This window comes from Mesorhizobium sp. LNHC232B00, from assembly GCF_000502435.1.
Taxonomy (GTDB): Bacteria; Pseudomonadota; Alphaproteobacteria; order Rhizobiales; family Rhizobiaceae; genus Mesorhizobium; species Mesorhizobium opportunistum.
Genome location: NZ_AYWP01000011.1, coordinates 97091 through 119972, shown reverse-complemented (window position 1 = coordinate 119972; position 22882 = coordinate 97091). Strand labels below are relative to the sequence as shown.

Sequence of the window (22882 nt, the reverse complement as noted above, 5' to 3'; positions counted from 1 at the left end):
GAACGACACCGGGCGGCTCCGCCTGGCTGCAAAATGCTCTCGCACCCCCACCTTATTATCCGATCATGACATATCCTGACACCTATTACCGACGCACGCTTGCCGACAACATCATCAGACCGCCGCTGAGCGGCGTTTCCGAGTGCGAAACAGTCGTTGTCGGCGGCGGACTGGCGGGCCTGACGACGGCGTTGCAACTGGCTCGCGCCGGCCAGCAGGTTGTCGTGCTTGAGGCGGAGGGCATCGGCTTCGGCGCTTCCGGTCGCAATGGCGGCTTCGTCAATCCCGGCTTCGCCACCGGCCTCGACAGCATCGCCGCGATGGCTGGCGTGGACGCGGCACAAAAACTGCACCGCCTGTCCATCGAAGGTGTCGATTTCGTGCGGCAGACGATCCGTGATCTCGACATCAAGGCGGCAGAGCCGCGCTCCGGTATATTGAGCGTGCTTCGCCACGATGGTGGCGCCGCGCTCAAGGGATATGCCGATCAAATGGCGCGGGATTTCAACTATCGGCTCGACTATCTCGAGCGCGAACAGGTGCGAGCGGTGCTGCATTCCGAGCGCTACCATCAAGGCTTGCGCGACCCCAGCGCCTTCCACATGCATCCGCTCAACTATCTGCGCGCTGTCGCGGTCGAGATCGAACGGCTGGGTGGCAGGATTCACGAAAGATCGGGGGCTATTGAAGCCAATCTTGGCGGCGCGGAAAAGATCGTGCGCACCAGCAGTGGCAACGTGCGCGCGCGCCAGGCTGTATTTGCCACCGGCGGCTATACGGGGCCACTGGTCGGCCGCCTGAAACGGGCATTCCTGCCGATCGCCACTTACGTCATGGTGAGCGAGGAAGCGCCTGACATGATCGCCGAGGCGATTACGACAACCGACGCCGTTGGCGACAACCGTCGCGCTGGCGATTATTACCGCATTGTCGAAGACGGCAGACGCCTGCTCTGGGGCGGGCGCATCACCACGCGGGCAGCCTCACCGGGCGTGTTGGCGAGGCAATTGCGCCGCGAGATGGTGACCACCTATCCGCAGCTCGAAAAGCTCAAGACCGAACTCGCCTGGTCCGGGCTCATGTCTTATGCCCGTCACCTGATGCCCCAAATCGGCGCGTTGCAGCCGGGCGTCTGGTACCTCACGGCTTTTGGTGGCCATGGCATCAATACCACGGCGATTGCCGGCAAGCTGATCGCCGAAGCCATACTGGGAGAATCGCCCCGCTACCGGCTCTTCGCACCATTTGGGCTTGCCTGGGCGGGCGGCCCGGCCGGACTTGCGGTCGCGCAACTTACCTACTGGAAGCTGCAGGCGCAGGATTGGTGGCGCGAGCGCGCCCGCTGACCACAGGGAGATCGATGACGTGATCGGCCGACTGTTGCTCAACCACCCGGACGCGGCGCGCCGCGTTGGCGTGTTCTTCGTGCTCGCCGCCATCGCCGCCGGCCTGTACGGACTCGGCATCAAAGCCAGTTGGCTCGGCAAGCTTGTTCCGGGGGCAGTCGAGTGGCTGGCCGCCAACCCTGAGATCGGGCGGGGGGTCTCGGCAGTGCTGATCGCATCGATCCTGGCGGCGAACTGGAACGCGCTGCGGTATCTCAGCCGCAAACAGCAGATCGTGGCTGTGTGGATAGAACTGTTCGTGCTGTTAATGCTGTTTTTCTATTCCTTCGACCTGTCGTTCGCGTTCATCGCCAAAAAGATCGGCTTCCTCGTCTCGAAGGGCGTAGTGACGACGCTCTACATTTCGGCCATTTCGATCGCCATCGCCACCCTCATCGCCTTCGTCGGCGCGATCGCCAAACTGTCCCGCAACGGCGTGGTCTATGGCTTGGCGACCTTCTATACCTCTCTATTTCGTGGCTTGCCGCTGCTGATGCAAATCTACATCATCTATCTCGGCCTGCCGCAGATTGGCTACGTCATCGGCGCCGTGCCGGCCGGCATCATGGCGCTGTCGCTCTGCTACGGCGCGTACATGACCGAAATCTTCCGTGCCGGCATCGAAAGCATCTCACGCGGCCAGACCGAGGGTGCTACGGCACTCGGCCTTAGCGCTAACCAGACGATGTTCCTAGTCATCCTGCCGCAGGCGATGCGCGTCATCGTGCCGCCGACCGGCAACCAGTTCATTGCGATGTTGAAGGATTCTTCGCTGGTTTCGGTGGTCGGGGTCTGGGAGATCATGTATCTCGCACGCACACAGGGCCAGACCGAGTTTCGGCACATCGAGATGCTCATCACCGCCTCGATGATCTATTGGCTGCTCTCGATGGGACTTGAGTTCGTGCAGTCGCGGATCGAGGACCGGTTCGGGCGCTCACTCAAGCGCTGATCGTGGTCTTCGGTGAACCGCGACTGCATTCCATCACCCAGCTTCCCCGCTCTAAACCTGCGAGCGTGGTCGAGACCGACATCGAGCGGGACTTCTAGTCTAGCTTATCTATCACGCGCCGCAAATCATCCGACATAGCACGAAGCCCGCCGCAAGGCGGGGCGCCGGCATGTTCAGATCCGACGATGCTGTCAGACGCAGCAGGCCAAGCGTCGGGAGGCGCCCGCGGGTCTTCTGCATCGGCGCCTTAACTGTAGCCGCAGTTGTTCTCGGCTTCGTCGTACGCACGGCCGGGTTGCGTTTTTCTGCCATCGAAGCTGTCAGGGGCGCCGCTTTGCGCCTGAGTCCAATTGATTTCGCCGGGGCGAGGCGGGTGCCGCATAGTTCGGCACCACCATCGGAATAGGCCAGGCAGGTTCCACCGCAGCGCTGGGGCAAAAACAGGCGTATCCGGGAAAGGCCACGGTTGCGCACGAGAGTTAACATCTTGTCGTCATCGGGGAATTGCTGAGCTACGAGCGCAAAGAAGCCACAGTTGGTCTGCTGCTGGCTACGCCGTTACAGCCTGCTCACCGAGCACGGCTCTCGCCGGTAGCGTTGACATGCACAAAGGTGACGCATCCGCGAGGAGTGAACGGCGGCTTTGCGCCTCATTCCGGCCGCTGAGGATGCCAAGGCACGTTCCTAAAAGCTGTCGGTCCGCTGACGGCTGCTACCTGCCTGCCTTTGTTCGTCTAGACTACGTGGCATGGTCCAAGCTGCCTGCGCTGCTGGAGAGCCGGGAGCACTCGACCATGGCTATTTCCAGAGCCTGGGTTGGAGGGGGTAATGAGTGGATGCATCATTTCTTGGCGGGCGAAAACTTTGCCCCGGCCGCGCTCAGTTTCGGAAGCATGGCCTCGATTTCGTCGAGGGCACGCAGAACCAGCGCCAACAGCATTGCCCCCGACACAACGTATCGGAGGGTTTCGTTCGGTTCCGGGTCGACGTTGGCGAACTTAACCAACTTGCCATCTGCGGAAAGCTCAGCGAACCAATGAAAGGTACCAAACGAGTTTGGATGAGTGAACTCGCTCAACCGATCATAATCTTCGCGGAAAGTTTTTAACTTCTTGGCCACGAAGTCGACAGCCTTCAGAATGTTTTCGGCTTCCACCTCAGGGTGCCCCGCCGCCTTCTCGATCAATGGCTTAAGTTTCGTCGCGAAAGTGTGTCCATTAACAAAGTCGTCGACCCTGATCAAAGCCTCGTCAGTATTGATCTCACTGGTCAGTTTTTCTAAGTCGCCATCGAACTTGAGAAACTTGGCGACGCTCTCGTAGACGGCCCGAACGATCATAAGTGCTGCCAGATTGTGGCCTTTCCCCAACAAAGAAGCAGCTGTCTCCACTTGTTCCAGACAGCGGCGAACGAGCGTCTGACAATATACGCGTATTTTGTTCGACGTCCGATAGCCGCTCTCGGGCTCCGCCAGTTCGAGCTGGTTGACCAATCGGCCGCGAAGAGCGTCGATGACATCATTTGTCTTCTTCACACGTCGTGAGGAGCTACACTTTCGGGCACAGTCGTTGGATCAAGCAATGGCATTAGAGACCTCGATTGTTGAGAGCAGGCAATAACGATGCATGTAGACCGGTTCGACTGGCACAGGACGGCGGGGCGTAGTTCTCTCAAGCGCCCAGAATTTCCAATGCCGACCTCGATATGGTCGAAGATGAGTGCCACTTGGCATAGCCACAGCGTTTGTCCAAGGGCGGGCGACCATGGCTTCGATGAGAGCGACGAAGGCAGCTGTGTCGGCACGGTACGCGGCGACATGAGCAACTGCCGCCCAGTAGCCGAATTCGTGGTGGGGCGAGTCCATGATTGTTGGAAGATGCGATAACACTTCAGTGTCGGGAGCGAAGATCGCAAGCGGGAGAGCAGCCGCGGTTCCTCGATTTACCTTGAACCTCTCGATGAGGCGCCGGAAAGCTATCGTTGAGCTTGAATCAGCCAAGGCTCAAGCTGCTAGCGGACTCCCTAGGCATGATCGTGTTGCGCGGCCTAGCAAGGTGCATACGGTCCAGCCTCGCCAGACCAAGCTTCATATGCTCCACAAAGCTTCACGGAACTTTGTATCCGACCTCTTCTGCGATTCTTTCGTAGAGCCAGTCGACCACTCTGGGTCCTTGGCAAAGTATCTGTAGTTGCCCATCAGGACTTGGCTCTTCGTAAAAGGCTACACCGACAATGTGAAAGTCCAGCTTGCTCCAAGCAGCACCGGCGACCTTGTGCAAAGCCTGCTGAGACATTACCCAGAGCGGTCCGCCACTCGTTCCTCCGTAGCTCAATGGCGCTGAAATGCCCTCGGCAAAATCAGGCCTGAAAATAACGATCAAGTCGTTGTCTTCAGCTCTCAAATCGAGGGTACCGACATGCATCATCGCTGTATGCGATGAATCAACATATTTCTCATTGGAGCGGTCGTGCTCGGACATCTCACCAATAACGCCCATGACCATGTGAACTGGATCGTCAAGGAACTTCCCACTCTCGTACACGAGGCGTATCCTCTCATCCATATCCCAGAAGGCTTGGTTGACCGCCAGCCGAAGCTCCGCGTCTTGGGGCAATTGAATGAAGGCGATATCGGTTGCGCTAGGCCCGAACTCCTCATCCGAGACCATCCAGGTTCCGTGTTCGTCGTTGGGGTTGAAGATTAGGGTTTGGAACTTACCCGGGCCGAAAGTGACAATCCCGACACGCGCTTCGTCCATCAGCGCAATCGCGACGTGAGCAGCGGTCAAAACTCCCCTCACACCGGCCATCTTAACAAGAGTTCCCGATCCGAGGGACACCGTTCTCTTGCCTTGGGGGTCGTCACGAAAGCCGATAAACCCTATCAGATAGCTTGCTGCGATTTCCCGGCCTCGATCGGAGATATCGACCTCCACAACTTGTTCATCGACCATCGCCGCCTCCATCAATTGAGGCCTACTTGAAGACGATATTCAGCAGAATGTCGAGCTTCTCTCGCCATACCTCAGCGCGGGATGTCCGCTACAGAAATCTTTTGCTAAGAAGCGTTATGCTGCTCTCGGCCGTCGCACGGGAGCCAAAGGGATGGCGAGTTTCGTGTTCGACGCGAGTCCCTGGAACCACGACAAAGGGGTCGGCTGCAGAATGGCCGCTTTCCGCTGGCAACGACTCGAAATCGGACCGTCCGGTATCGGCCCCATTTCGGTCATTCACGACCAGGGAGTTCCTGACGACCTGCGGCTACATCGGCGATATCTCAAAGCCTCTAATTAGTCGCGCTCATCGTCCTTAGGTTCGCCAGACCATACGAGAGAATACGAAGGAAACGGCTTGGCGAACCATCCGCTAACGTATTGATTATGTGTAGAAAAAACTGACCCTCCGGGCCCACCATTGTCGTTCTCCATCGCCACACCTTGTTGGCCTGTCGCCATCTTTTTTGGGCGAAATCGGGTGGTTTGGCGTTAAGTTTGCAGGCCCACTGTCCCAGGCGAGATCATGCAAGAGATATGGGCTGGCGAATTATCCGCTAACATGTTGATTTTGTGTAGAAAATTCTGCCGAGACAATCTCCCGAGCCCACGCCTAGATCACCGTCTCTCCGCCATCGATAACCAGAATCTGGCCCGTCATGTACGAGGACCGGTCGGATACAAGAAACAGCACTGCCTCAGCGATTTCCTCGACGCTTGCCCAACGGCCAAGCGGCACTTTTTCGCGGATGTAGGCTTCGATGGCTTCCCGGCCTCCCATCTGTGCGATGTAAGGAGCATTGAAGGGCGTATCCACCCAACCGGGGCAAAGCGCGTTGACGCGAATGCCGAACCGGCCATAGTCGCCCGCCATCTGCTTCGTCATCGCGATCACCGCGTGCTTGGTCGTCGTATAGGCGATCATCTCGCGGTCGTAGAGCACGCCGGAGCTCGACGACGTGTTGAGGATCACCCCGCGACCAGCCTTTTTCATGAAGGGCATGACGATGCGGGCACCGAGGAAGTGAGCCCGCACGTTGAGTGTCCAGGACGTGTCGAAGCCTTTGACGCTCACACCGAGCACGTCACCCTCTACCTGTATGCCGGCATGATTGTGCAGGATGTCGATGCCGCCTTGTGCGTCGATGAAATCGCGGAAACCGGCTTCAAGCGCCTGATCGTCGGTCAGGTCGAACACAAGCGCTTTCGCCCGGCCACCAGCAGCAACAATCTGGTCGACAGTCGCGTTCGCGCCGTCAGCACTGCGGTCCGTCACGCCGACCACCGCACCCTCGCGCGCGATGATCAGCGCTGCCGCCCTGCCGATGCCCGATCCCGCCCCGGTGACGATCGCGGTCCTGTCCTTCAGGATCATCTTTCAGTCCCCTTTCTCGCCGGCCCGTAATCCTGCATCATCCGGGGGACGAGCCCCCCAAGCTTGGGTGCGCGCCGATCAACCTCTGGGGAAAACAGGCATGTACGACTTCGGCCCCTTCAAGTTCGAGTCGAAGCAGGATTTTTTCGACAAGGCAATCCGTTTCTGGAATCCCGACAAGACCAGGTTCTGGCAGAAAGCCGGGATCGATCTGGTGATCGGCAGGCGGGAAGGCTATTTCCTCTACGACATGTCGGGCCGCCGCCTGATCGACCTGCATCTCAATGGCGGCACCTATAATCTCGGTCACCGCAATCCGGAGCTGGTCGAGACGCTGAAGAGCGCGCTCGATTATTTCGATATCGGCAATCACTGGTTTCCGTCCGTGGCGCGGACGGCGCTGGCCGAATCCCTGGTCAATGTCTCACCGGGAATGAAATATGCGATCTTCGCGCCGGGCGGCGCGGAGGCGGTGGACATCGCCATCAAGAGCGCTCGCTATGCCACAAAGCGGCGCAAGATCGTGTCGATCATCAAGGGTTATCACGGGCATTCGGGGCTCGCGGTGGCGACCGGCGACGATCGCTTCACCAAGATCTTTCTTTCCGACCAGCCGGAGACGTTCATCCAGGTGCCCTTCAACGATATCGACGCCATGGAGCAGGCGCTGAAGGGCGAAGACGTCGCGGCGCTGATCATGGAGACGATCCCCGCCACATACGGCTTCCCGATGCCGAAGGACGGCTATCTCGGCGCCTGCAAGGCGCTGTGCGAAAAATATGGCGTGATGTACATCGCCGACGAGGTCCAGACCGGCCTGATGCGGACCGGCAGCATGTGGGGCTGGCAGGCCTATGGCGTCCAGCCGGATATCATGGTGACGGCAAAGGGCCTGTCCGGCGGCCTCTATCCGATCAGCGCGACGCTGGTGGACGACAGGGCCGGTGGCTGGCTCAACGAGGACGGGGCGGCCCACATCTCGACCACCGGCGGGGCGGAACTCGGCTGTGTCGTTGCTCACAAGGTCATCGAGATGCTGCAGCGGCCTGAACTGGTGGCCAATGTCGGCACCGTGACCGAGTTCATGGCGCAGGCCATGCGTGAGATGCAGGCTCGTCACGGCGATATCTTCACCGGGGTGCGCCAGAAAGGCGTGATCCTCGGCCTGGAGTTCAGCAATCATCCGGAGGGCGCCGTGTTCGTCTCGCGTGCACTCTATGAGCAGGGCGTCTGGGCGATTTTCTCGTCGCTCGACAAGCGGGTGCTGCAATGGAAGCCCGGCGTTCTTCTGGATCCCGAAACCTGCAGGGACATCATGGATCGTTTCGATGCCGCGATGCCACGCGCCCGCGAGCTGCTGCATCAGGCAGGCAAGGCGAGTTGACATGCCCCGAACCTGGTTGAAACTGCCAGGCATCCAGTGCGGGCTGGCCGCTGGACTTGCCGGGATCGCCCAGGGTTGGGCAGGGGCGGATGGTGCAATGATGGGGCAGGACGGGCAATGACGGATTTCGACGCGCTCACGCACGACAAGCAACTCGGCATCCTGCAGGAGACGGCGGAGGCGGCCACCGCCAACTACGACTTGCCGGCGGATGTCTCCGTCGAGATGATCAACCTGTCGGAGAACGCGACTTACAAGATTGCAGCTCGCGACGGCCGGCGCTGGGCGCTTCGCATCCATCGCGACGGCTACCATTCAAGGGCGGCCATCCAATCCGAACTGGCCTGGCTTACGGATCTGCGCCAGACCGGGATCGTCTCCACACCCGTTCCGGTGGCGGGCAAGGACGGCGACCAAATCCAGCTTGTCGGCCATGCCGGACTGGCGCGACCGCGCAATGTCGTGTTGTCGCAATGGGAGACCGGTTCGGAGCCGGGCATAGGCGAGGCGCTTGGCGAGCCCTTCGAGGTGCTGGGCGAGGTGACGGCCCGTATGCATATCCATGCCCGGCAGTGGCGGCGCCCTTCCTGGTTCAGCCGTCACGTGTGGGATTTCGAGACAAGCCTCGGTGAGGAAAGACCTCATTGGGGGCGCTGGCGCGACGGCATGGGAGTCGACGCCGCGAAAGCCAAACTGTTTGGCCGTACCGTGGAGCTGATCGGCCGCAGGCTCGATGCCTTCGGCAAGGGCCAAGACCGCTTCGGCCTCATCCATTGCGACCTGCGGCTCGCCAACCTTTTGATCGACGGCAAGACGGTCAAGGTCATCGACTTCGACGACTGCGGCTTCGGCTGGTTTATGTACGACGCGGCAACGCCCATCTCTTTCTACGAGCACGAGCCGCAGGCAGCCGATCTGATCCAAGCGTGGACGACCGGCTATCGCCGTGTGCTTGACCTGCCCAAGGCGGACGAGGACGAGATCCCGACCTTCGTGATGCTGCGCCGCCTGTTGCTGGTTGCATGGATCGGCTCGCACGCTGAAACGGACCTCGCCAGGTCCATGGGCCTGCCATACTCCGAGGGAACGGAGGGGCTGTGCGAAGCCTATCTGAGCAAATTTTCCTAGAGCAATTCAGGAAAAGTATGAGCGCTTTCGCTTGGGAATAGCATCAAAACAAGAAGATAGATCGGTTCGCGATGAACAGCTTTATGCCAGGGCCTCCAAGCTCTCCGGCAGGATCTGGCCGCCATCGACGACGATCGTCTGCCCCGTCACGTATCCGGCTTCCTTCGACGCAAAGTAGAGTGCGGCGTAGCCGATGTCCTCCACGGTTCCGAGCCGCTTGAGCGGGACAGAGGCGGCCATGGTCTTCTGGTAGTCCTCGCCAAGGCCGGCAAGGCCCTCGGTGATGATGTTGCCCGGCATGACGGCGTTGACGGTGATGCCATATTTCGCCAGCTCGATGCAGGCGGTGCGCATGAAACCGAGTTGCCCGGCCTTGGTGGCGCCGTAATGCGACCAGCCGGGAAAACCGGTGACCGGGCCGGTGATCGATGACGTCAGCACGACCCGGCCCTGGTCGGATTTCTTGAGATAGGCAACCGCCGCCTTGACCGCGTGGAAGGTGCCTTTGAGGTTGGTGTCGACGACCTCGTCCCATTGTTCCGAAGTCATCTCCTCGAGCCGGGCCTGCGGGAAAATTCCGGCATTGGCGCACAACACGTCGATGCCCCCGTTTTTCGCGGCCACTGTCGCAAAGGCGCTCTCGATGCTGGCGAGCGAGGTGACGTCGCCAACCACGCCGAAGGCACCGTGGCCGATCTCAACGGCAGCTGCTTCGGCCTGGTCGAGATGGCGGGCGATGATGGCGACCTTGGCGCCAGATAGCGCAAACACCCGCGCTATGCCCTTGCCGATGCCTTTCGATCCGCCGGTAACAACGACGGACCGACCCTTCAAAGACTGGGTCATGATCTGGAGCTCCAAAATGAGACGGGGACAGAGCGATACTCTGTCCCCGTCGCCGAAAAGGATGCCAGGGCGGCGTCCGCCCCTAGCCTTCGTTCACCATGTGACCGATGTTCTCGTACGCCTTGGGGTTGGCGGATTTCAGCACGAAGCCCCAGATCAGGCCGACGACAAGGATCGCAAGCCCGACATAGGGGATGCTTCTGGCAAAGCCATTGGTGCCGCCGAGCGTCGCGAGATTGGCCACCAGCGTGTAGACGAGGAGCAGCTGGACAACCAGCGAGATCAACGGCGCAATGACTGTCGTCAGCAGGCTGCCGCCGCCGTTCTTCTTGAACCACATGTAGATCGCCAGCGAGACGACGGCCTGCAGCACGAGCAGCAATCCGGTGCCCAGCACCGCGAACAGCGTATAGACACCGAGCCAGGCCTGTCCCGACGGATCGTCGAAGCCGTAGGCCAGACCGTAGAGCAGGACCCATATCGCCGCCAGCACCGACTGCAGCGCCGAGGCCTTGTGCGGGCTCTTGTGGTGGTCATGCGTCTCCGCGATCACCTGCGGCAGGACGCCTTCGCGCGCCAGCGAGTACAGATAGCGGGAAGCGGTGTTGTGGAAGGCCATGCCGCAAGCGAAGGAACTGGTCAGGATGAGCAGCGACATCAGCTGGTAGCCCCAGCCGCCGACATAATTCTGAACCGGTGTCAGGAAGAAGTTCACCCCGTCCGAGAAGGCCTTGGCCACCATGTCGGCCTCGGTGGGATAGGCCGCCACCGCGCACCAGCTGACAAAGGTATAGAACAGGCCAAGGCCAATCACCGAAATCAACAGCGACTGTGGAATGATGCGCTTGGGATCACGGGATTCCTCGGCGTAGTTCGGCGCCATCTCGAAGCCGACCCACGACCAGAACGCCATGAAGATACCGACGGCGGCCTCGCCGGCGGGTATGGCCACATCGCCGACTTTCTGCTCGGCGACAGGCGTGAACACCTTGAACACATTTAGTGAATCGCCGGAAAAATTCGTCGGGCCATGAGCGAAAAGCACGCCCAGCGAGAAGATCACCAGCATGATCACTTCAAGAATGAGTGCGATCCCGAGCAGCCTTGCCGACACCTTCACATCACGATAGGCAAGCGCCGCGATGACCACGATCATGGCGAGCGCGAGCACGATCCACGGCACGTTGATGCCGAAATGCTGGGAAATCCAAAGATTGCCGAAAAATGCAAACAGACCAGTGAGAGAGGCTTCGAACAGTGAGTAGCAGGCGAGCGAGCCAATGCCCGCCGACATGCCGACCTCGCGGCCGAGCCCTTGGCTGATGAAGGAGTAGAAGCCGCCGACGGACGAGACGCGCGATGCCATCGCGGCATAGCCGACCGAGAAGATGGTCAGCACGATCGTCGCCATCAAGAAGGCGGCTGGCGTGTATTTGCCGATGCCATAGCCTGCCGCGAACGGCACGTTGCCCAGCATCGCCGACATTGGCGCCGCGCCGGTGACGGCCAGAAAGAGCACTCCCGCGAGCCCCACGGCCTTGGAGTGCAAAAGATTGATGCTGTTACTCTTCGAGACGTCGATCGTCCCGCGTGCAGTTTCTATGGCCATGAAGCCCTCTCCATTCGTGACAGCTGTATTTGGTCCCCGCACGTGGCGGCCGATGTGTCCCAGCCTGCGTGTGCAGCCATCACACTACGGACGCTGCGTCACTTTGCCAAGGCCATGATTTTGCATAGCTCGCCGCTCGACATGACGTGGCAGTAGATCATGTTGATGATTTCGATTTCTTTGCGATGAAGCTCCTCGGTCGCCGCCGCGCAGCAATCCTCGATCACGATGACGGCATAGCTCTCATCCGCCAGGCTGCGCACGGTCGAGGACACACACTGGTCCGTGAAGATGCCGCAGCAGATGACATTCCTGATGCCGAGATTGTGCAGAATCAGGCGCAGATTTGTTCCTGTCAGCGCTGAATCGGTGGTCTTGGTGACCACGATTTCGTCGCCGGCCGGCTGAAGCTCGGCAACCAGCTGCGACGGCGCGTCATTCTTTGGCAGCAGCAAATTGTTCCAGCCCGGCATTTTCTGGGAGAGCGAACGGTCGCGGCCGTCCTTGGTGTGGCTGGCGATACGGGCAAAAAGGCATTCGATGCCATTTTGCCGTGCCAGATCGAGCAGTCTTGCCGTGTTCGGTATGACCGTGCCGTGCATGCGCTCGTGGAACGGCGTCCACAGATCGTACCGATGCTGTTCTTCTGGCGGAAGCGACGCGCGATCCGGCCGTTCCAGGTATGTGTTCTGAACGTCGATGACCAGGATGGCGGTTTGCGCCGGCACCAGCACCGGATCATCCGGCTCGGGTGCACCGAGGTAATAGAGCGAACGGTATCCGGTTTTCCAGCTCATGCGATCCTTTCAGAAGCGGAATGTGAAAAGGCCGCGCGCCGCATAGGTCTCGGCGGCTTCTTCGATGAAACGGGCGATGCGTTCGGCCTGGTAGGTATCGCGCATCGTGGCGGCGGCCTCGAGCAATTCTTCCTTGGACTTGGCACGGCCGGGGCGCAGCAGTTCGTAGACCTGCATGATAAAATCCTGCGGCACCTCGACGAGCTCCGCCCCGCGCTCGAAGTTGAGGGCCAGTGTCGGCCGTCCGACATCGCGCGCCACATCGGCCTGAGCCTGCAGCGCTTGCGGCGTGATGCGAAGGTCTTCCATCGTCACCTCGCCGGCAAGCACCGCATCCAGCGTTATCTCCGAAAGCGCCTTGCCGTGCTTGCCGGTCACCTCTCCGGGCTGTGTTTCGGCAAGTGGATAGTCGGCGCGGGTATGGGTCATGATTTCGTTCCCGTCAGTATGACATCGACCTCTTCGGGAGCCGCACCAGCCTCGGTCAGCCCGGTTTCGATGGCATAGATGAGGGCGACGCGGGCGTGGTAGCGCGAACCCATGGCCTCGCCCCGCTGCGGCACCACGATGGGCTCCGGCATTTCGCCCAGCGCATAGGCGGCCGCATTGGCACCCAACGCGCGATAATGTTCGAGCCTGGTGATCGGCGCATTGGAAAACAGTTCGAGGTTGTTATGCGGCTGGCGGTCGCGCTGATGGATGACAGCCGTGCCCTTGGCCTGGATGCCGATGCCGATGCCGCTGCCGGCAAGCCGAGCGGCGGACAGGCCGAGGAAGGAGGTATCGGCCGTGTGGCGGAAGCGAACGACGCGCGCCTTGAGCCCGCGCCCGCGAATTGCATCCAGCATGGCGCCAAGGACCTCGGAAAGCCGATGCCCGGCCGTCGTCCGGTAAAGCTTCAGTCCGAAGGCCGGGCTGATGCCGATAACCACGTCGTCCTTCGCCGATCCGTTGGCCGCCGGCCCAACGTTGCGATAGCGGATATGTCTCGCCTCGTCTTTCTCGTGCAGCGCTTCCGAACGCAACACTTCCTTCTGGTCCAGCACATCGCGAATGTCGTTGAGCTGGAGCCGCCGTTCTTCAGACACGCGATAGCCGGAGCCTGGACCGAGATAGTCGTTCGGATCGTTGACCGCGCTGACGATGCGCCCATTGCGGATCATGGCCGAGGTCTGGAGATAGTCGCCTGAAAGGCGCAGCTTCACCACGTTCAGCAGGTTCTCGGCCTCTTCGCGGAAACCCCGGTTGGCCAGCGCCTTGACCACGTCGATCACGGTGATGCCACGCTCCTTGATGGCCTCGCTGATGAAGCTCACGTCGCGCGGCATCAGGCTGCGCGTATCGTCGGAGCCGGAGGCGTAGACCACACTGGTCTTCATATCCTCGGTCGGCGTCGACAGGCCGAGTTCCTCGAACACTGCGGCGATCGCCTCCACCGCCCGCTCGCGCAACTCGATCGCGCGTGACTCAGGCAGTGGCGTCAATCCGCCATCGGCCTCGAAATCGCGCTGCAGCACCAGATAGTCTTCCAACTCCTCGCCGTTGATCAGCGACGGGTTGAATGAATTGTCGTATTTCAGGATCGATCCCATCCCCGAGCAGATCAGGTCCGAGCCGGCAATCAGGTAGGGAAGGATCTTGGCGCCGACGCGAATCTCCGATTCGGTGGAGCGCGCGTCATTCCCGGATGCGCATTCGAGGTCGAGCCAGACGGCGATGAGGTTCTCTGCCATCAGCTCGCGGACGCCACCAGGTATGGTGGCGGTCAAAGGCGCCCCGTCGATGCCGCCATTTTGCGTACCCTGCACCCCCATGCCGCGCTGCAGGCAGAGACAGCGTGCCTCCAGGTAAAGCAGCGACTTTGCCTCGTGGAAGCCCATCAGCAATTCGGAGCCGGCACCCGACGTGCAGCGCATCTTCACGCCGCGCGATGCATAGGCGGCGGCGAGAAATGCCTTGGACCACGGCGTGTCGTCGCCATCGGTGAACGATTTTTCGGTACCGTAGACGGAAACGGTTTCGGCATAGGACGTGAAGCCGGCCATGGCGATGCGCAGCTCCTCCGCCTCCTCGCTGGAGCATTGGAACAACGTTCCCCAGCGGCCGACGGCGCCGCCCACCGCACACGCCACCGCGTTGGACCAGGCGTTGCGCGACACGCGCATCGTGGTCTCTATCTCGTCGAAACCGAAGGCGACGGCGGTTGCGGCATCGGCGGCGAGCTGCAGCGGGTCGTCCTTGGCGTTGGTCACATGCGCCTGGTTACCCGGCGTCTTGCGTGCCCGCATCTTCGAATAGGCGAAGGCGATCTCCAACGCGTTGAGCTGCGACACGACCTCGGCGAGTTTGGCGGGTGTCATGCCATGCGCTAGCCGCACCAGTGTTTCGCGCGGCACATTCATGTCGACCAGCCAGCGTGCGACGGTCGCCGAGTCCAGCGCCATCGCTTCAGGCGCCACCTCCGGGTCGATGTGATGGCGGGCTATGAACCGGTCGATCATGTCGTAATCGTGCTCGAGCACGCCATCAAGGGACACGACGCGCCCGCCCTGGATGCCGATGCCGGGTTTGGGATCGGCCGGGCTGGAGAAGGCGGAGAAGCCATTGGCGGGGTCTTCAGCCGCGAATTTGTCCAGCCGCAACGGCCGCTCGTCCCAGTCGGCGAAGCGCTTCCAACGGTTCAGTTTCGGCGTCATGCGTGCGTTCCTCGACCCAGCGGAAAGACTATTGAATGCCCGCTCGTCACACAATGGCCCGGATCGAACAGCCCTGGATCCCCTGGCCGATGCCATCGACCCGCGCCATTGAACGCTTTCTGGCCATTTACGATCTCGACCGCTTCGATCTCCCGCTCTTGTCGAGGCATCACAGCGCGATAATTCTCCTGAAGGGGTGGGTTTTTCACTCCTGAAAGGAGCCGGCCATGAAACATCAGACACTCGACCAACTGCATGCCGTCGCCAAGATTGAATCCTCGGCTGCATATTCCGCAATGACACGAAATCAGCGCATAGAGCGCTGGGCTGAACTGCTGGAGCGTAATCCCGAGCGATGCCTTGGTGCGTTTGCAGGCACCGAACATCTTCACCCTGGAGCACGTGCAGCGATGCGGGGCGAGGGATCGGCAATTTCGGTTGCCTTCGAAGATCCGGTGCTGCGCGCGTCGGGTTTGAAAGACGATACGTATGGTGAGGCAAAGCGCTTTTTCGAGCTGAACGACTGGCAGCTGCACGACATCGTCTGCGATTGTCACGTCGGCTCAACCATGAGAGCGCGTTGGGCCGCCAGCCGGGTCCGCTCAGCGATTAGCGGCAGGTTCTTTACGTGGTTGAGGCAAAGGTTAATGGGCTGACCGGAGGCGGGGATCGTCGCCTGGTTGAGCCGATATAAGGTCTTCGTTACCCGACGCGGGGATCAACGCTTGTCCTCGTGATACAGCCTGTCGGTCGCCCGGTCGCTTTCCCTGCGTTCGGCGGGGCCAGGACGGCGACGCCTCGCAACAACATAGGCCATCAATATGACCAGCAACAATGGCCCACCGGCGACGACAAGCAACCACATGACACTTTCAAACATGGCACATCTCCTTTCCAAGACAATCGGCAAGGAGAAGAACCGTTCCGCTCATGACGACATGGGTGACGCGATTGGACTCGTTTGACGGCGCTCGAACTACCGGCTGCGTTCGTATGTTCCGACAAGTTCGGCTTGCTCAAGCGCGTGTTTTTGCGCCTCCTGCCAGATCCGTTCGACGCCCGCGCTCGCCGGGATGGCAAGGCTCGGCGTGTCGAGCGCAGCCAGCCGGAAATGGTAGTGATGAACGCCATGCCCGACGGGTGGTTGAGGGCCATCATAATAGGCGTTTCCGAAATCGTTCGTGGCTTGCCTGAGGGCCTGCGGACCCGGCTTGCCGCTTTCCGCCTCGGGAAGTTCGCGGGTGTCGGGGGAGATGTTGAACACTGCCCAATGGCCGAACATGCCGCTTGGGGCATCAGGGTCCTGGACGACGAGAACGAGGCTCTTCGTCTCGGCCGGCACACCGGCCCACTTCAGCGGCGGAGACACGTTCTTGCCGTCTCGGGTGTATTTTTCGGGAATCTGTCGGCCTTCGGCAAAGGCGGTACTGCTGAGTGTGAGGGGCATGCTTCACTCCTACGGCGACAGTTGATCGCGTGCATCGGCACGCTATTTGTTGGTCCGCATCTTCTGTCTCGGATTGATCCCGCCGGCGGCGTTGGTGTCGTTTTCGACGTCGCCTTCAACCGTGTTCTCGCCTTCAAGCTCGAACTCTTCGCCTTCCTTGATCGTTCCCTTCGAGCTGCCGATACCAGGGTTGTTCGCCAAGTCGGCATCGCTCGGTTTCTTCCACTTTGGATGCTTGGTTCCGGTCATCAGGAAACTCCTTCGAAGAGGTTTTCGGTTTCAAAACCGCAAGCCGGATGAATTGTTCCGGCCTCTTTCATGGGCTCGCTATCCGCCTCGGCTAAAGCCCAAACGGATAAGTGTCGGGAACACCGGTTCCTGCGTGTTCCGGGCCAAGCGGCATCACCGCCGCGGTTTTGTCGAACCATACGAACGCGTCGAATTGCCGGGGCAAGGAGACGTCGGCATAGTGACTACGCAACTCGGTTTCCGGCCGGTAGATCACACCAATGAAGCGCTCCAGCCTGCGTTCCAGGAGGCGCTCGCGCAGCGCGTCGTCGCGCCTCAAGTCGAGCAGGAAACGCGGCACGCGGCTATCGTGGCAAAGCCGCTCGTAGCTGTCGGGGTGGGAGGCGCGAACCTGCTTCACCTCCATTTCCCCGTCCCAGTCGCTGGCGGCAGCCACGGTGCCGGAATGGGTGCCAAGGCCGATCAGCGCGGCCTCATCGCCGAAACGTTGCCGGCAGAGTTGGCCGATATTCAGTTCGTCCCTGACGACACCCATCTCGGTGTAGCGGGCATCGCCGATGTGCGAATTGTGCGCCCACACGATAGCCTTGGAGTTCGGGCCACCAGCATCCAGCAAATGTTCCAGCGTGTCGAACATATGGGTGTCGCGCAGGTTCCAGGATTCAGCGCCGCCATAGTACATGATCCGGTAATACCGCTCGGCGGCGGCAATCAGCCGGGCATTCTGGCTGGCGTCGAGGAAATCCACACCGTCCTGCCTTGCATATTCGAGTTGTCTGGCGAGCAGGTCCCGGCATTGCTCAAGCACCGCTTTCTCGCATTTTTGATAGCCGGCGGTGAGCACCGCGCGGCCGTAGGTGGATGGCTCGTTCTGCCAAGGTGTCAGGCAGCCATAGCGCTCGCGCGCGACCTTCGCCGCCTGCGGGTCGACCCGGTCGAGATAGTCGAGAACCGCGGCGATGGACCCGCTCATATTGTAGATGTCGAGGCCGTAGAACCCCGGTTGCCCTGATGGCTCAAGCTTCTCGTTGTGGTGGCGCATCCACTCGACGAAAGCCGCAAAATCGGTGTTTCGCCACATCCATGTCGGAAACCGCTGAAATGGCGCAATGGCGCCGGCTTGCGGCTGACGACGGCGAACGTAGCGGTCGATCGCGGCGGCATCGGGCCAATCCGCCTCGACCGCGACAATGGTGAAACCGTGCCGTTCGACGAGCCTGCGGGTGATCGCCGCGCGCGCCTTATAGAATTCGGACGTGCCATGGCTTGCCTCGCCAAGCAGGACGACGCGCCGGTCGGCAAACCGATCGAACAATTCGCCAAAGGTCGGGTCGTCGAAATCCGGAAGCGGTTCAGCCGCCCTCGCGATCATATCGGGCAGGCTGACGGGAGGCGGATGTCGGAGCGGCCGACCGACCTCGGCCAGCTTGTCGCCCTCCGGCCAACCTTGTTCGCCGATGAGCGGGACGAACCGCACACGGCCGTAATCCTCTTCGCTGTAGGTCGAAGCGCCTGTGCGCGTGACCTTTAGCAGACGCTGCAAATCCGGATCGTCGCCGACTGGAACGACAAGGACGCCTCCGACATCGAGTTGTTCCTGAAGAGCCAGCGGCGCACCCGGTCCGCTGGCCGCCACCACGATGGCATCGAATGGTGCGGCCTCCGGCCAGCCCTTGGTGCCGTCGCCTGTGCGGACCTCGATGTTGCGATAGCCCAGCTTCTCAAAACGTTGTTTTGCCGACTTGGCCAAACCGGGATGACGCTCGATCGTGTAGACATGTTCGACGATCCGGCTCATCACGGCGGCCGCATAGCCCGAACCGGTACCAACTTCGAGCACGTGATCACCGGCTTTGACATCCGCCATCTCGATCATGAGTGCAACGATATAAGGTTGGGATATCGTCTGTCCGTCCGCAATCGGCAGCGGTCCGTCTTCATAAGCGAACTCTTCGAAGCCAGGATCGACGAAAGCCTCGCGCGGAACTTCGCGCATGGCCTGCAGAATCTCGCGACTGCGGATGCCACGCCGGCCGACATGTACTTTGACCATTCGATCGCGGGCACGGGAGAGATCGAGCATTTCCAGCTCCGTTTGGTGGCCGCCCTTTGGTGATCGCTTGTCCGCGACGCCTGGAGGATATCCTTCGCGGCACCTTAGCGATCGCCTTGAGCTCGGCTGTCTAACCGCTGGAGGACTTCAAGGTTCCCACAATTCCCCGCACAGGCCCCCAGCTCATTGTGAATCGCGAACGGCCCTTTCTTGCTAGGCAGTGCGCGGTTCGAAGCCGGCCCTGATGGCGGATCAGAGCTTGCTCGGGCGCGCAGCCGCTCCAGTTACCTGCAGCGAAGCGCTGCTGGAGAACCGGTACCGGAGGTTGGGCAATGAACGACAAGGCTGGTGCAACGCCGCGGACGATCGGCCTCGAACGGATCGATCTCATGGACCGCTACTGGCGTGCCGCGAACTACATCTCGGTCGGCCAGATCTACCTGCTCGACAATCCGCTGTTGCGCGAACCCTTGAAGGCCGAGCACGTCAAGCCGCGGCTGCTTGGCCATTGGGGCACGACGCCGGGCCTGAATTTTCTCTACCTGCATCTGAACCGCGTTATCCGCGAACGCGAACTCGATGTCCTGTTCATCTGCGGTCCGGGCCATGGCGGTCCCGCGATGGTCGCCAACACCTGGCTCGAGGGCACCTACAGCGAAATCTATCCTGATATCGGGCAGGGCGAAGACGGCCTGAGGAAACTGTTCCGGCAGTTTTCCTTCCCCGGCGGCGTGCCAAGCCACGCCGCGCCCGAAACGCCCGGCTCCATCCATGAGGGCGGCGAACTCGGATATGCGTTGGTCCATGCCTTTGGTGCGGCCTTCGACAACCCGGATCTGGTGGTTGCCTGCGTCGTTGGCGACGGCGAAGCCGAGACCGGNGAGACCGGTCCGCTCGCGGCGTCATGGCATTCCAACAAGTTCCTGAACCCGGGGTCGGATGGTGCCGTCCTGCCGATCCTGCATCTTAACGGCTACAAGATCGCCAATCCAACAATCCTTGGCCGCATGGACGACCAGGAGTTGCGAAACCTTTTCGCCGGCTATGGCTACGAACCATTCTTCGTGGAAGGCCACGAGCCGCTTGCCATGCACCAATCCATGGCCGGGACGCTCGACACGGTGCTCGATCGCATCCGGTCCGTTCAGGAACAGGCCCGGTCTCCGGGATGGCGTGGCGGGCGTCCGCTGTGGCCGATGATCGTGCTGCGCAGCCCCAAGGGCTGGACCGGACCAAAGGAGGTCGATGGCGAGAAGGTCGAAGGCTTCTGGCGTGCGCATCAAGTGCCGGTGTCGAACGCGCGGGGAAATGAGGAACACCGCAAGATACTCGAAACCTGGATGCGAAGCTATGAGCCGGAGAAACTGTTCGACAAAAACGGACACCTTCTGCCGGAACTCGCTGCGCTGGCTCCGACTGGATCAAAGCGCATGGGCGCGAGCCCATACGCGAATGGCGGGCTGTTGAAGCGCGACCTTGTGCTTCCGGACTGGAAAAGCCTGGCGCTGGAAGTGCCCCGGCCGGGAGGGGTCGTTGCCGAAGCGACGCGGATTTGTGGAAGCTACCTTCGCGAAGTGTTCCGCCTTAACGCCAAAGCGCAAAACTTCCGGCTGATGGGACCGGATGAGACATCGTCCAATCGCCTCGACGATGTGTTCGAAGTCACGGATCGGGTCTGGATGGAGGGCATCGAGCCCTACGACGTCCATCTTTCCCGCGACGGCCGCGTCATGGAAGTGCTGAGCGAGCATCTCTGCCAGGGCTGGCTCGAAGGTTATCTGCTCACCGGCCGTCACGGCCTGTTCTCGTGCTACGAGGCCTTCATCCATATCGTCGATTCCATGGTCAACCAGCATGCCAAATGGCTGAAGACCTCCGGCGAACTCGCCTGGCGCAAGCCGATCGCCTCGCTCAACTATCTCTTGACCTCTCATGTCTGGCGCCAGGACCACAATGGCTTCAGTCATCAGGATCCGGGTTTTGCCGACCTGGTCGCCAACAAGAAGGCCGATACGGTCAGGCTCTACTTCCCGCCGGATGCCAACACCCTGCTGTGGATTACCGACCATTGCCTGAGGACCTATAACCGCATCAACGTCGTCACTGCCGGCAAGCAGCCGACGCCGCAATGGCTGTCCGTCGAGGAAGCCGAAGCCCATTGCAAGGCGGGCGCGGGGATCTGGGAATGGGCCGGCACCGTGGCCAAGAGCGAGGAGCCGGATGTGGTCATGGCCTGCGCCGGAGACGTGCCGACGCTGGAAACGCTGGCCGCGACGGACATTCTGCGCTCCGCAATCCCCGACCTGAAAATCCGCGTCGTCAACGTCGTCGACCTGATGACGTTGCAGTCGAACACCGAGCATCCGCACGGTCTCGCCGACCAGGCCTTCGACGCGTTGTTCACGAAAACACAGCCGGTCATTTTCGCCTATCATGGCTATCCCTATCTCATCCATCGCCTGACCTATCGCCGCGCCAACCATGACAACATGCATGTGCACGGCTTCCGCGAGGAGGGCACCACAACTACGCCGTTCGATATGGTGGTGCTCAACGAACTCGATCGCTACCACCTCGCGCTTGCCGCCATCGAGCGCGTGCCGGGGCTGGCCGAAAGGACCAAACGCCTTGCCGGCGAACTCCACGACCGGCTGGTGAAGCACAAGGCCTATGTCCGCGAGCATGGCGAAGACATGCCCGAAATCCAGAAATGGAGCTGGCCCGCGAACGCGGCAAAGGTCCGCCAATGATGCGCCAATCGATCCTGGCATTGAATGCCGGCTCGTCCAGTATCAAGTTCGCGCTTTACGATCTTGCTTCGCCGCAAGATCTACAACTCGTTTCGCGCGGCACGCTGGATCTGGGCGACGTACCCACACTGCGCGCGACAGCGGCCGACGGAACTGCGCTGTGCGACCGGCAACTCACCGCCGACAAGCCGCGTGACACAGCCATAGGCGAGATGCTGAATTGGGTGCGGGGCGAACTTGGTGCAAGAAAACTTATCTGCGCCGGCCATCGCATCGTGCATGGCGGGAGCGAGTTCATCGAACCCGTCCGGTTGACCCCAGCCATCATCGAGGCCATCGACAGGCTGACGCCGCTCGCTCCGCTGCACCAGCCCCGCAGCCTCGCGCCGGTCCGCGCCATAGCCGCCTTGCAACCGGACCTGCCACAGGTCGGGTGTTTCGACACTGCCTTCCATCGGACGATCGAGCCGCTCGTGCGGCGCTTTGCGCTTCCCCGCGAATATGAAGGAGAGGGCCTGCGCCGCTACGGTTTCCACGGCCTTTCCTACGAATATATCGCCGGGCGGCTCGGCGAGATATCGCCATCTCTCGTGGCGAAACGCACCATCATCGCCCATCTCGGCAACGGGGCGAGCCTTTGCGCCCTGCGCGGGGGCAAAAGCGTCGATACCACGATGGGGTTTTCCGCCCTCGACGGCCTTGTCATGGGTACGCGCTGCGGCGCCATCGATCCCGGCGCGCTGTTGTATCTCTTGTTGGAAAGAGGCATCGCGGCGGACGAATTGCAGACGATGCTCTACGAGCGATCCGGACTGCTCGGTGTATCCGGTATTTCGGGCGACATGCGGACGCTGGAAGCGAGCGATGACCCTCACGCCGATGAGGCGATGGAGCTTTTCGCCTTCCGCGCGGCGAGGGAGGCGGCGGCACTCGCGAACACGATGGGTGGGCTCGAATGCCTGGTGTTCACCGCCGGCATCGGTGAACGGTCATCCCCCATCCGCAAGGCGATATGCGGGAAATTGACGTGGCTTGGCGTGGCGCTTGACCAACATGCCAATGACGCCCACGCCGAGATCATCAGTTGTCCAGACAGCAAGGTGGAAATCCGCGTGGTTGCGACTGACGAGGAAAAAATCGTTGCGCGTCATAGCCGCGTGGCGATGCAAGCCTGAAGGAAATGCGATCCAGTTCCGGCCCGAGCAGGAGAAGGCCGCC

Annotated in this window: 19 protein-coding genes; 7 read left to right on the top strand and 12 right to left on the bottom strand. The window is 61.0% G+C overall.

The window, feature by feature from the left end; genetic code table 11:
* Positions 1–65 precede the first annotated feature (65 nt).
* Positions 66–1346 (top strand): FAD-binding oxidoreductase, encoded by a 1281-nt coding sequence (locus X743_RS152775; protein WP_023766283.1) that lies wholly within the window; start codon positions 66–68, stop codon positions 1344–1346.
* A 19-nt stretch (positions 1347–1365) separates the two neighbouring features.
* Complete coding sequence (locus X743_RS152780) at positions 1366–2337, top strand: amino acid ABC transporter permease (protein ID WP_023766282.1); 972 nt, start codon at positions 1366–1368, stop codon at positions 2335–2337.
* A gap of 841 nt (positions 2338–3178) precedes the next feature.
* Here X743_RS152780 and X743_RS152785 read toward each other — a convergent pair.
* The 3 genes from X743_RS152785 to X743_RS152795 form a co-directional block, all read right to left on the bottom strand.
* Positions 3179–3871 carry a hypothetical protein gene (locus X743_RS152785; protein WP_156934435.1) on the bottom strand — a complete coding sequence of 231 codons (693 nt, stop codon included), beginning with the start codon at positions 3869–3871 and terminating at the stop codon, positions 3179–3181.
* A 571-nt stretch (positions 3872–4442) separates the two neighbouring features.
* Entirely contained in the window at positions 4443–5291 is an 849-nt protein-coding gene (locus X743_RS152790; RefSeq protein WP_156934434.1) for a hypothetical protein, read from the bottom strand.
* A 652-nt stretch (positions 5292–5943) separates the two neighbouring features.
* Positions 5944–6705 (bottom strand): SDR family NAD(P)-dependent oxidoreductase, encoded by a 762-nt coding sequence (locus X743_RS152795; protein WP_023766278.1) that lies wholly within the window; start codon positions 6703–6705, stop codon positions 5944–5946.
* Between the two features lie 100 nt (positions 6706–6805).
* Between X743_RS152795 and X743_RS152800 the strand changes: the two genes are divergently transcribed.
* Positions 6806–8089 (top strand): aspartate aminotransferase family protein, encoded by a 1284-nt coding sequence (locus tag X743_RS152800; RefSeq protein ID WP_023766277.1) that lies wholly within the window; start codon positions 6806–6808, stop codon positions 8087–8089.
* Between the two features lie 117 nt (positions 8090–8206).
* A complete protein-coding gene (locus X743_RS152805; RefSeq protein ID WP_023766276.1) occupies positions 8207–9217 on the top strand; it encodes a phosphotransferase enzyme family protein in 1011 nt (336 codons plus the stop codon).
* Between the two features lie 81 nt (positions 9218–9298).
* Here X743_RS152805 and fabG read toward each other — a convergent pair whose 3' ends face one another.
* The 5 genes from fabG to X743_RS152830 form a co-directional block, all read right to left on the bottom strand.
* Positions 9299–10063 carry a 3-oxoacyl-ACP reductase FabG gene (gene fabG / locus X743_RS152810; protein WP_031257817.1) on the bottom strand — a complete coding sequence of 255 codons (765 nt, stop codon included), beginning with the start codon at positions 10061–10063 and terminating at the stop codon, positions 9299–9301.
* 82 nt (positions 10064–10145) lie between these two features.
* The gene (locus tag X743_RS152815; protein ID WP_023766274.1) at positions 10146–11672 is read right to left on the bottom strand and encodes an APC family permease; all 1527 of its coding nucleotides are present in this window, start codon (positions 11670–11672) and stop codon (positions 10146–10148) included.
* 98 nt (positions 11673–11770) lie between these two features.
* Positions 11771–12469 carry a cysteine hydrolase family protein gene (locus X743_RS152820; protein ID WP_023766273.1) on the bottom strand — a complete coding sequence of 233 codons (699 nt, stop codon included), beginning with the start codon at positions 12467–12469 and terminating at the stop codon, positions 11771–11773.
* Positions 12470–12478: 9 nt separating this feature from the next.
* Positions 12479–12898 (bottom strand): diol dehydratase small subunit, encoded by a 420-nt coding sequence (locus tag X743_RS152825; protein ID WP_023766272.1) that lies wholly within the window; start codon positions 12896–12898, stop codon positions 12479–12481.
* Positions 12895–15165, bottom strand: coding sequence for a propanediol/glycerol family dehydratase large subunit (locus tag X743_RS152830; RefSeq protein ID WP_023766271.1), 2271 nt, complete (start codon positions 15163–15165; stop codon positions 12895–12897). The genes X743_RS152825 and X743_RS152830 overlap by 4 nt, the downstream gene beginning before the upstream one ends.
* A gap of 227 nt (positions 15166–15392) precedes the next feature.
* On the opposite strand from X743_RS152830, the gene X743_RS0136105 reads away from it, so the two are divergent.
* Positions 15393–15821 (top strand): hypothetical protein, encoded by a 429-nt coding sequence (locus X743_RS0136105; RefSeq protein WP_031257813.1) that lies wholly within the window; start codon positions 15393–15395, stop codon positions 15819–15821.
* A 62-nt stretch (positions 15822–15883) separates the two neighbouring features.
* Here X743_RS0136105 and X743_RS1000000170725 read toward each other — a convergent pair whose 3' ends face one another.
* From X743_RS1000000170725 to X743_RS152845, 4 genes are all read right to left on the bottom strand, one after another.
* Positions 15884–16045: a hypothetical protein gene (locus X743_RS1000000170725; RefSeq protein WP_084555521.1), complete on the bottom strand. Its 162-nt coding sequence runs from the start codon at positions 16043–16045 to the stop codon at positions 15884–15886.
* Between the two features lie 96 nt (positions 16046–16141).
* Positions 16142–16612, bottom strand: a complete 471-nt coding sequence (locus X743_RS152835) for a YbhB/YbcL family Raf kinase inhibitor-like protein (RefSeq protein ID WP_023766267.1) — start codon at positions 16610–16612, stop codon at positions 16142–16144.
* A gap of 42 nt (positions 16613–16654) precedes the next feature.
* Positions 16655–16861 carry a hypothetical protein gene (locus X743_RS152840; RefSeq protein WP_023766266.1) on the bottom strand — a complete coding sequence of 69 codons (207 nt, stop codon included), beginning with the start codon at positions 16859–16861 and terminating at the stop codon, positions 16655–16657.
* Positions 16862–16952: 91 nt separating this feature from the next.
* Positions 16953–18944, bottom strand: coding sequence for a protein-L-isoaspartate(D-aspartate) O-methyltransferase (locus X743_RS152845; RefSeq protein ID WP_031257811.1), 1992 nt, complete (start codon positions 18942–18944; stop codon positions 16953–16955).
* 302 nt (positions 18945–19246) lie between these two features.
* Here X743_RS152845 and X743_RS152850 point away from each other — a divergent pair, with 302 nt between their 5' ends.
* A complete protein-coding gene (locus X743_RS152850; RefSeq protein WP_023766263.1) occupies positions 19247–21664 on the top strand; it encodes a phosphoketolase family protein in 2418 nt (805 codons plus the stop codon).
* Entirely contained in the window at positions 21661–22839 is a 1179-nt protein-coding gene (locus X743_RS152855; RefSeq protein ID WP_031257810.1) for an acetate/propionate family kinase, read from the top strand. The genes X743_RS152850 and X743_RS152855 overlap by 4 nt, the downstream gene beginning before the upstream one ends.
* The last annotated feature ends 43 nt before the right edge of the window (positions 22840–22882 follow it).

What these genes read in the sequence shown, in the direction of transcription:
- X743_RS152775 (WP_023766283.1), top strand. Translation starts at nt 66, where the DNA reads ATGACATATCCTGACACCTATTACCGACGCACGCTTGCCGACAACATC.
- X743_RS152790 (WP_156934434.1), bottom strand. Translation starts at nt 5,291, where the DNA reads ATGGTCGATGAACAAGTTGTGGAGGTCGATATCTCCGATCGAGGCCGG.
- X743_RS152795 (WP_023766278.1), bottom strand. Translation starts at nt 6,705, where the DNA reads ATGATCCTGAAGGACAGGACCGCGATCGTCACCGGGGCGGGATCGGGC.
- X743_RS152800 (WP_023766277.1), top strand. Translation starts at nt 6,806, where the DNA reads ATGTACGACTTCGGCCCCTTCAAGTTCGAGTCGAAGCAGGATTTTTTC.
- X743_RS152805 (WP_023766276.1), top strand. Translation starts at nt 8,207, where the DNA reads ATGACGGATTTCGACGCGCTCACGCACGACAAGCAACTCGGCATCCTG.
- fabG (WP_031257817.1), bottom strand. Translation starts at nt 10,063, where the DNA reads ATGACCCAGTCTTTGAAGGGTCGGTCCGTCGTTGTTACCGGCGGATCG.
- X743_RS152815 (WP_023766274.1), bottom strand. Translation starts at nt 11,672, where the DNA reads ATGGCCATAGAAACTGCACGCGGGACGATCGACGTCTCGAAGAGTAAC.
- X743_RS152820 (WP_023766273.1), bottom strand. Translation starts at nt 12,469, where the DNA reads ATGAGCTGGAAAACCGGATACCGTTCGCTCTATTACCTCGGTGCACCC.
- X743_RS152825 (WP_023766272.1), bottom strand. Translation starts at nt 12,898, where the DNA reads ATGACCCATACCCGCGCCGACTATCCACTTGCCGAAACACAGCCCGGA.
- X743_RS152830 (WP_023766271.1), bottom strand. Translation starts at nt 15,165, where the DNA reads ATGACGCCGAAACTGAACCGTTGGAAGCGCTTCGCCGACTGGGACGAG.
- X743_RS0136105 (WP_031257813.1), top strand. Translation starts at nt 15,393, where the DNA reads ATGAAACATCAGACACTCGACCAACTGCATGCCGTCGCCAAGATTGAA.
- X743_RS1000000170725 (WP_084555521.1), bottom strand. Translation starts at nt 16,045, where the DNA reads ATGTTTGAAAGTGTCATGTGGTTGCTTGTCGTCGCCGGTGGGCCATTG.
- X743_RS152835 (WP_023766267.1), bottom strand. Translation starts at nt 16,612, where the DNA reads ATGCCCCTCACACTCAGCAGTACCGCCTTTGCCGAAGGCCGACAGATT.
- X743_RS152840 (WP_023766266.1), bottom strand. Translation starts at nt 16,861, where the DNA reads ATGACCGGAACCAAGCATCCAAAGTGGAAGAAACCGAGCGATGCCGAC.
- X743_RS152845 (WP_031257811.1), bottom strand. Translation starts at nt 18,944, where the DNA reads ATGCTCGATCTCTCCCGTGCCCGCGATCGAATGGTCAAAGTACATGTC.
- X743_RS152855 (WP_031257810.1), top strand. Translation starts at nt 21,661, where the DNA reads ATGATGCGCCAATCGATCCTGGCATTGAATGCCGGCTCGTCCAGTATC.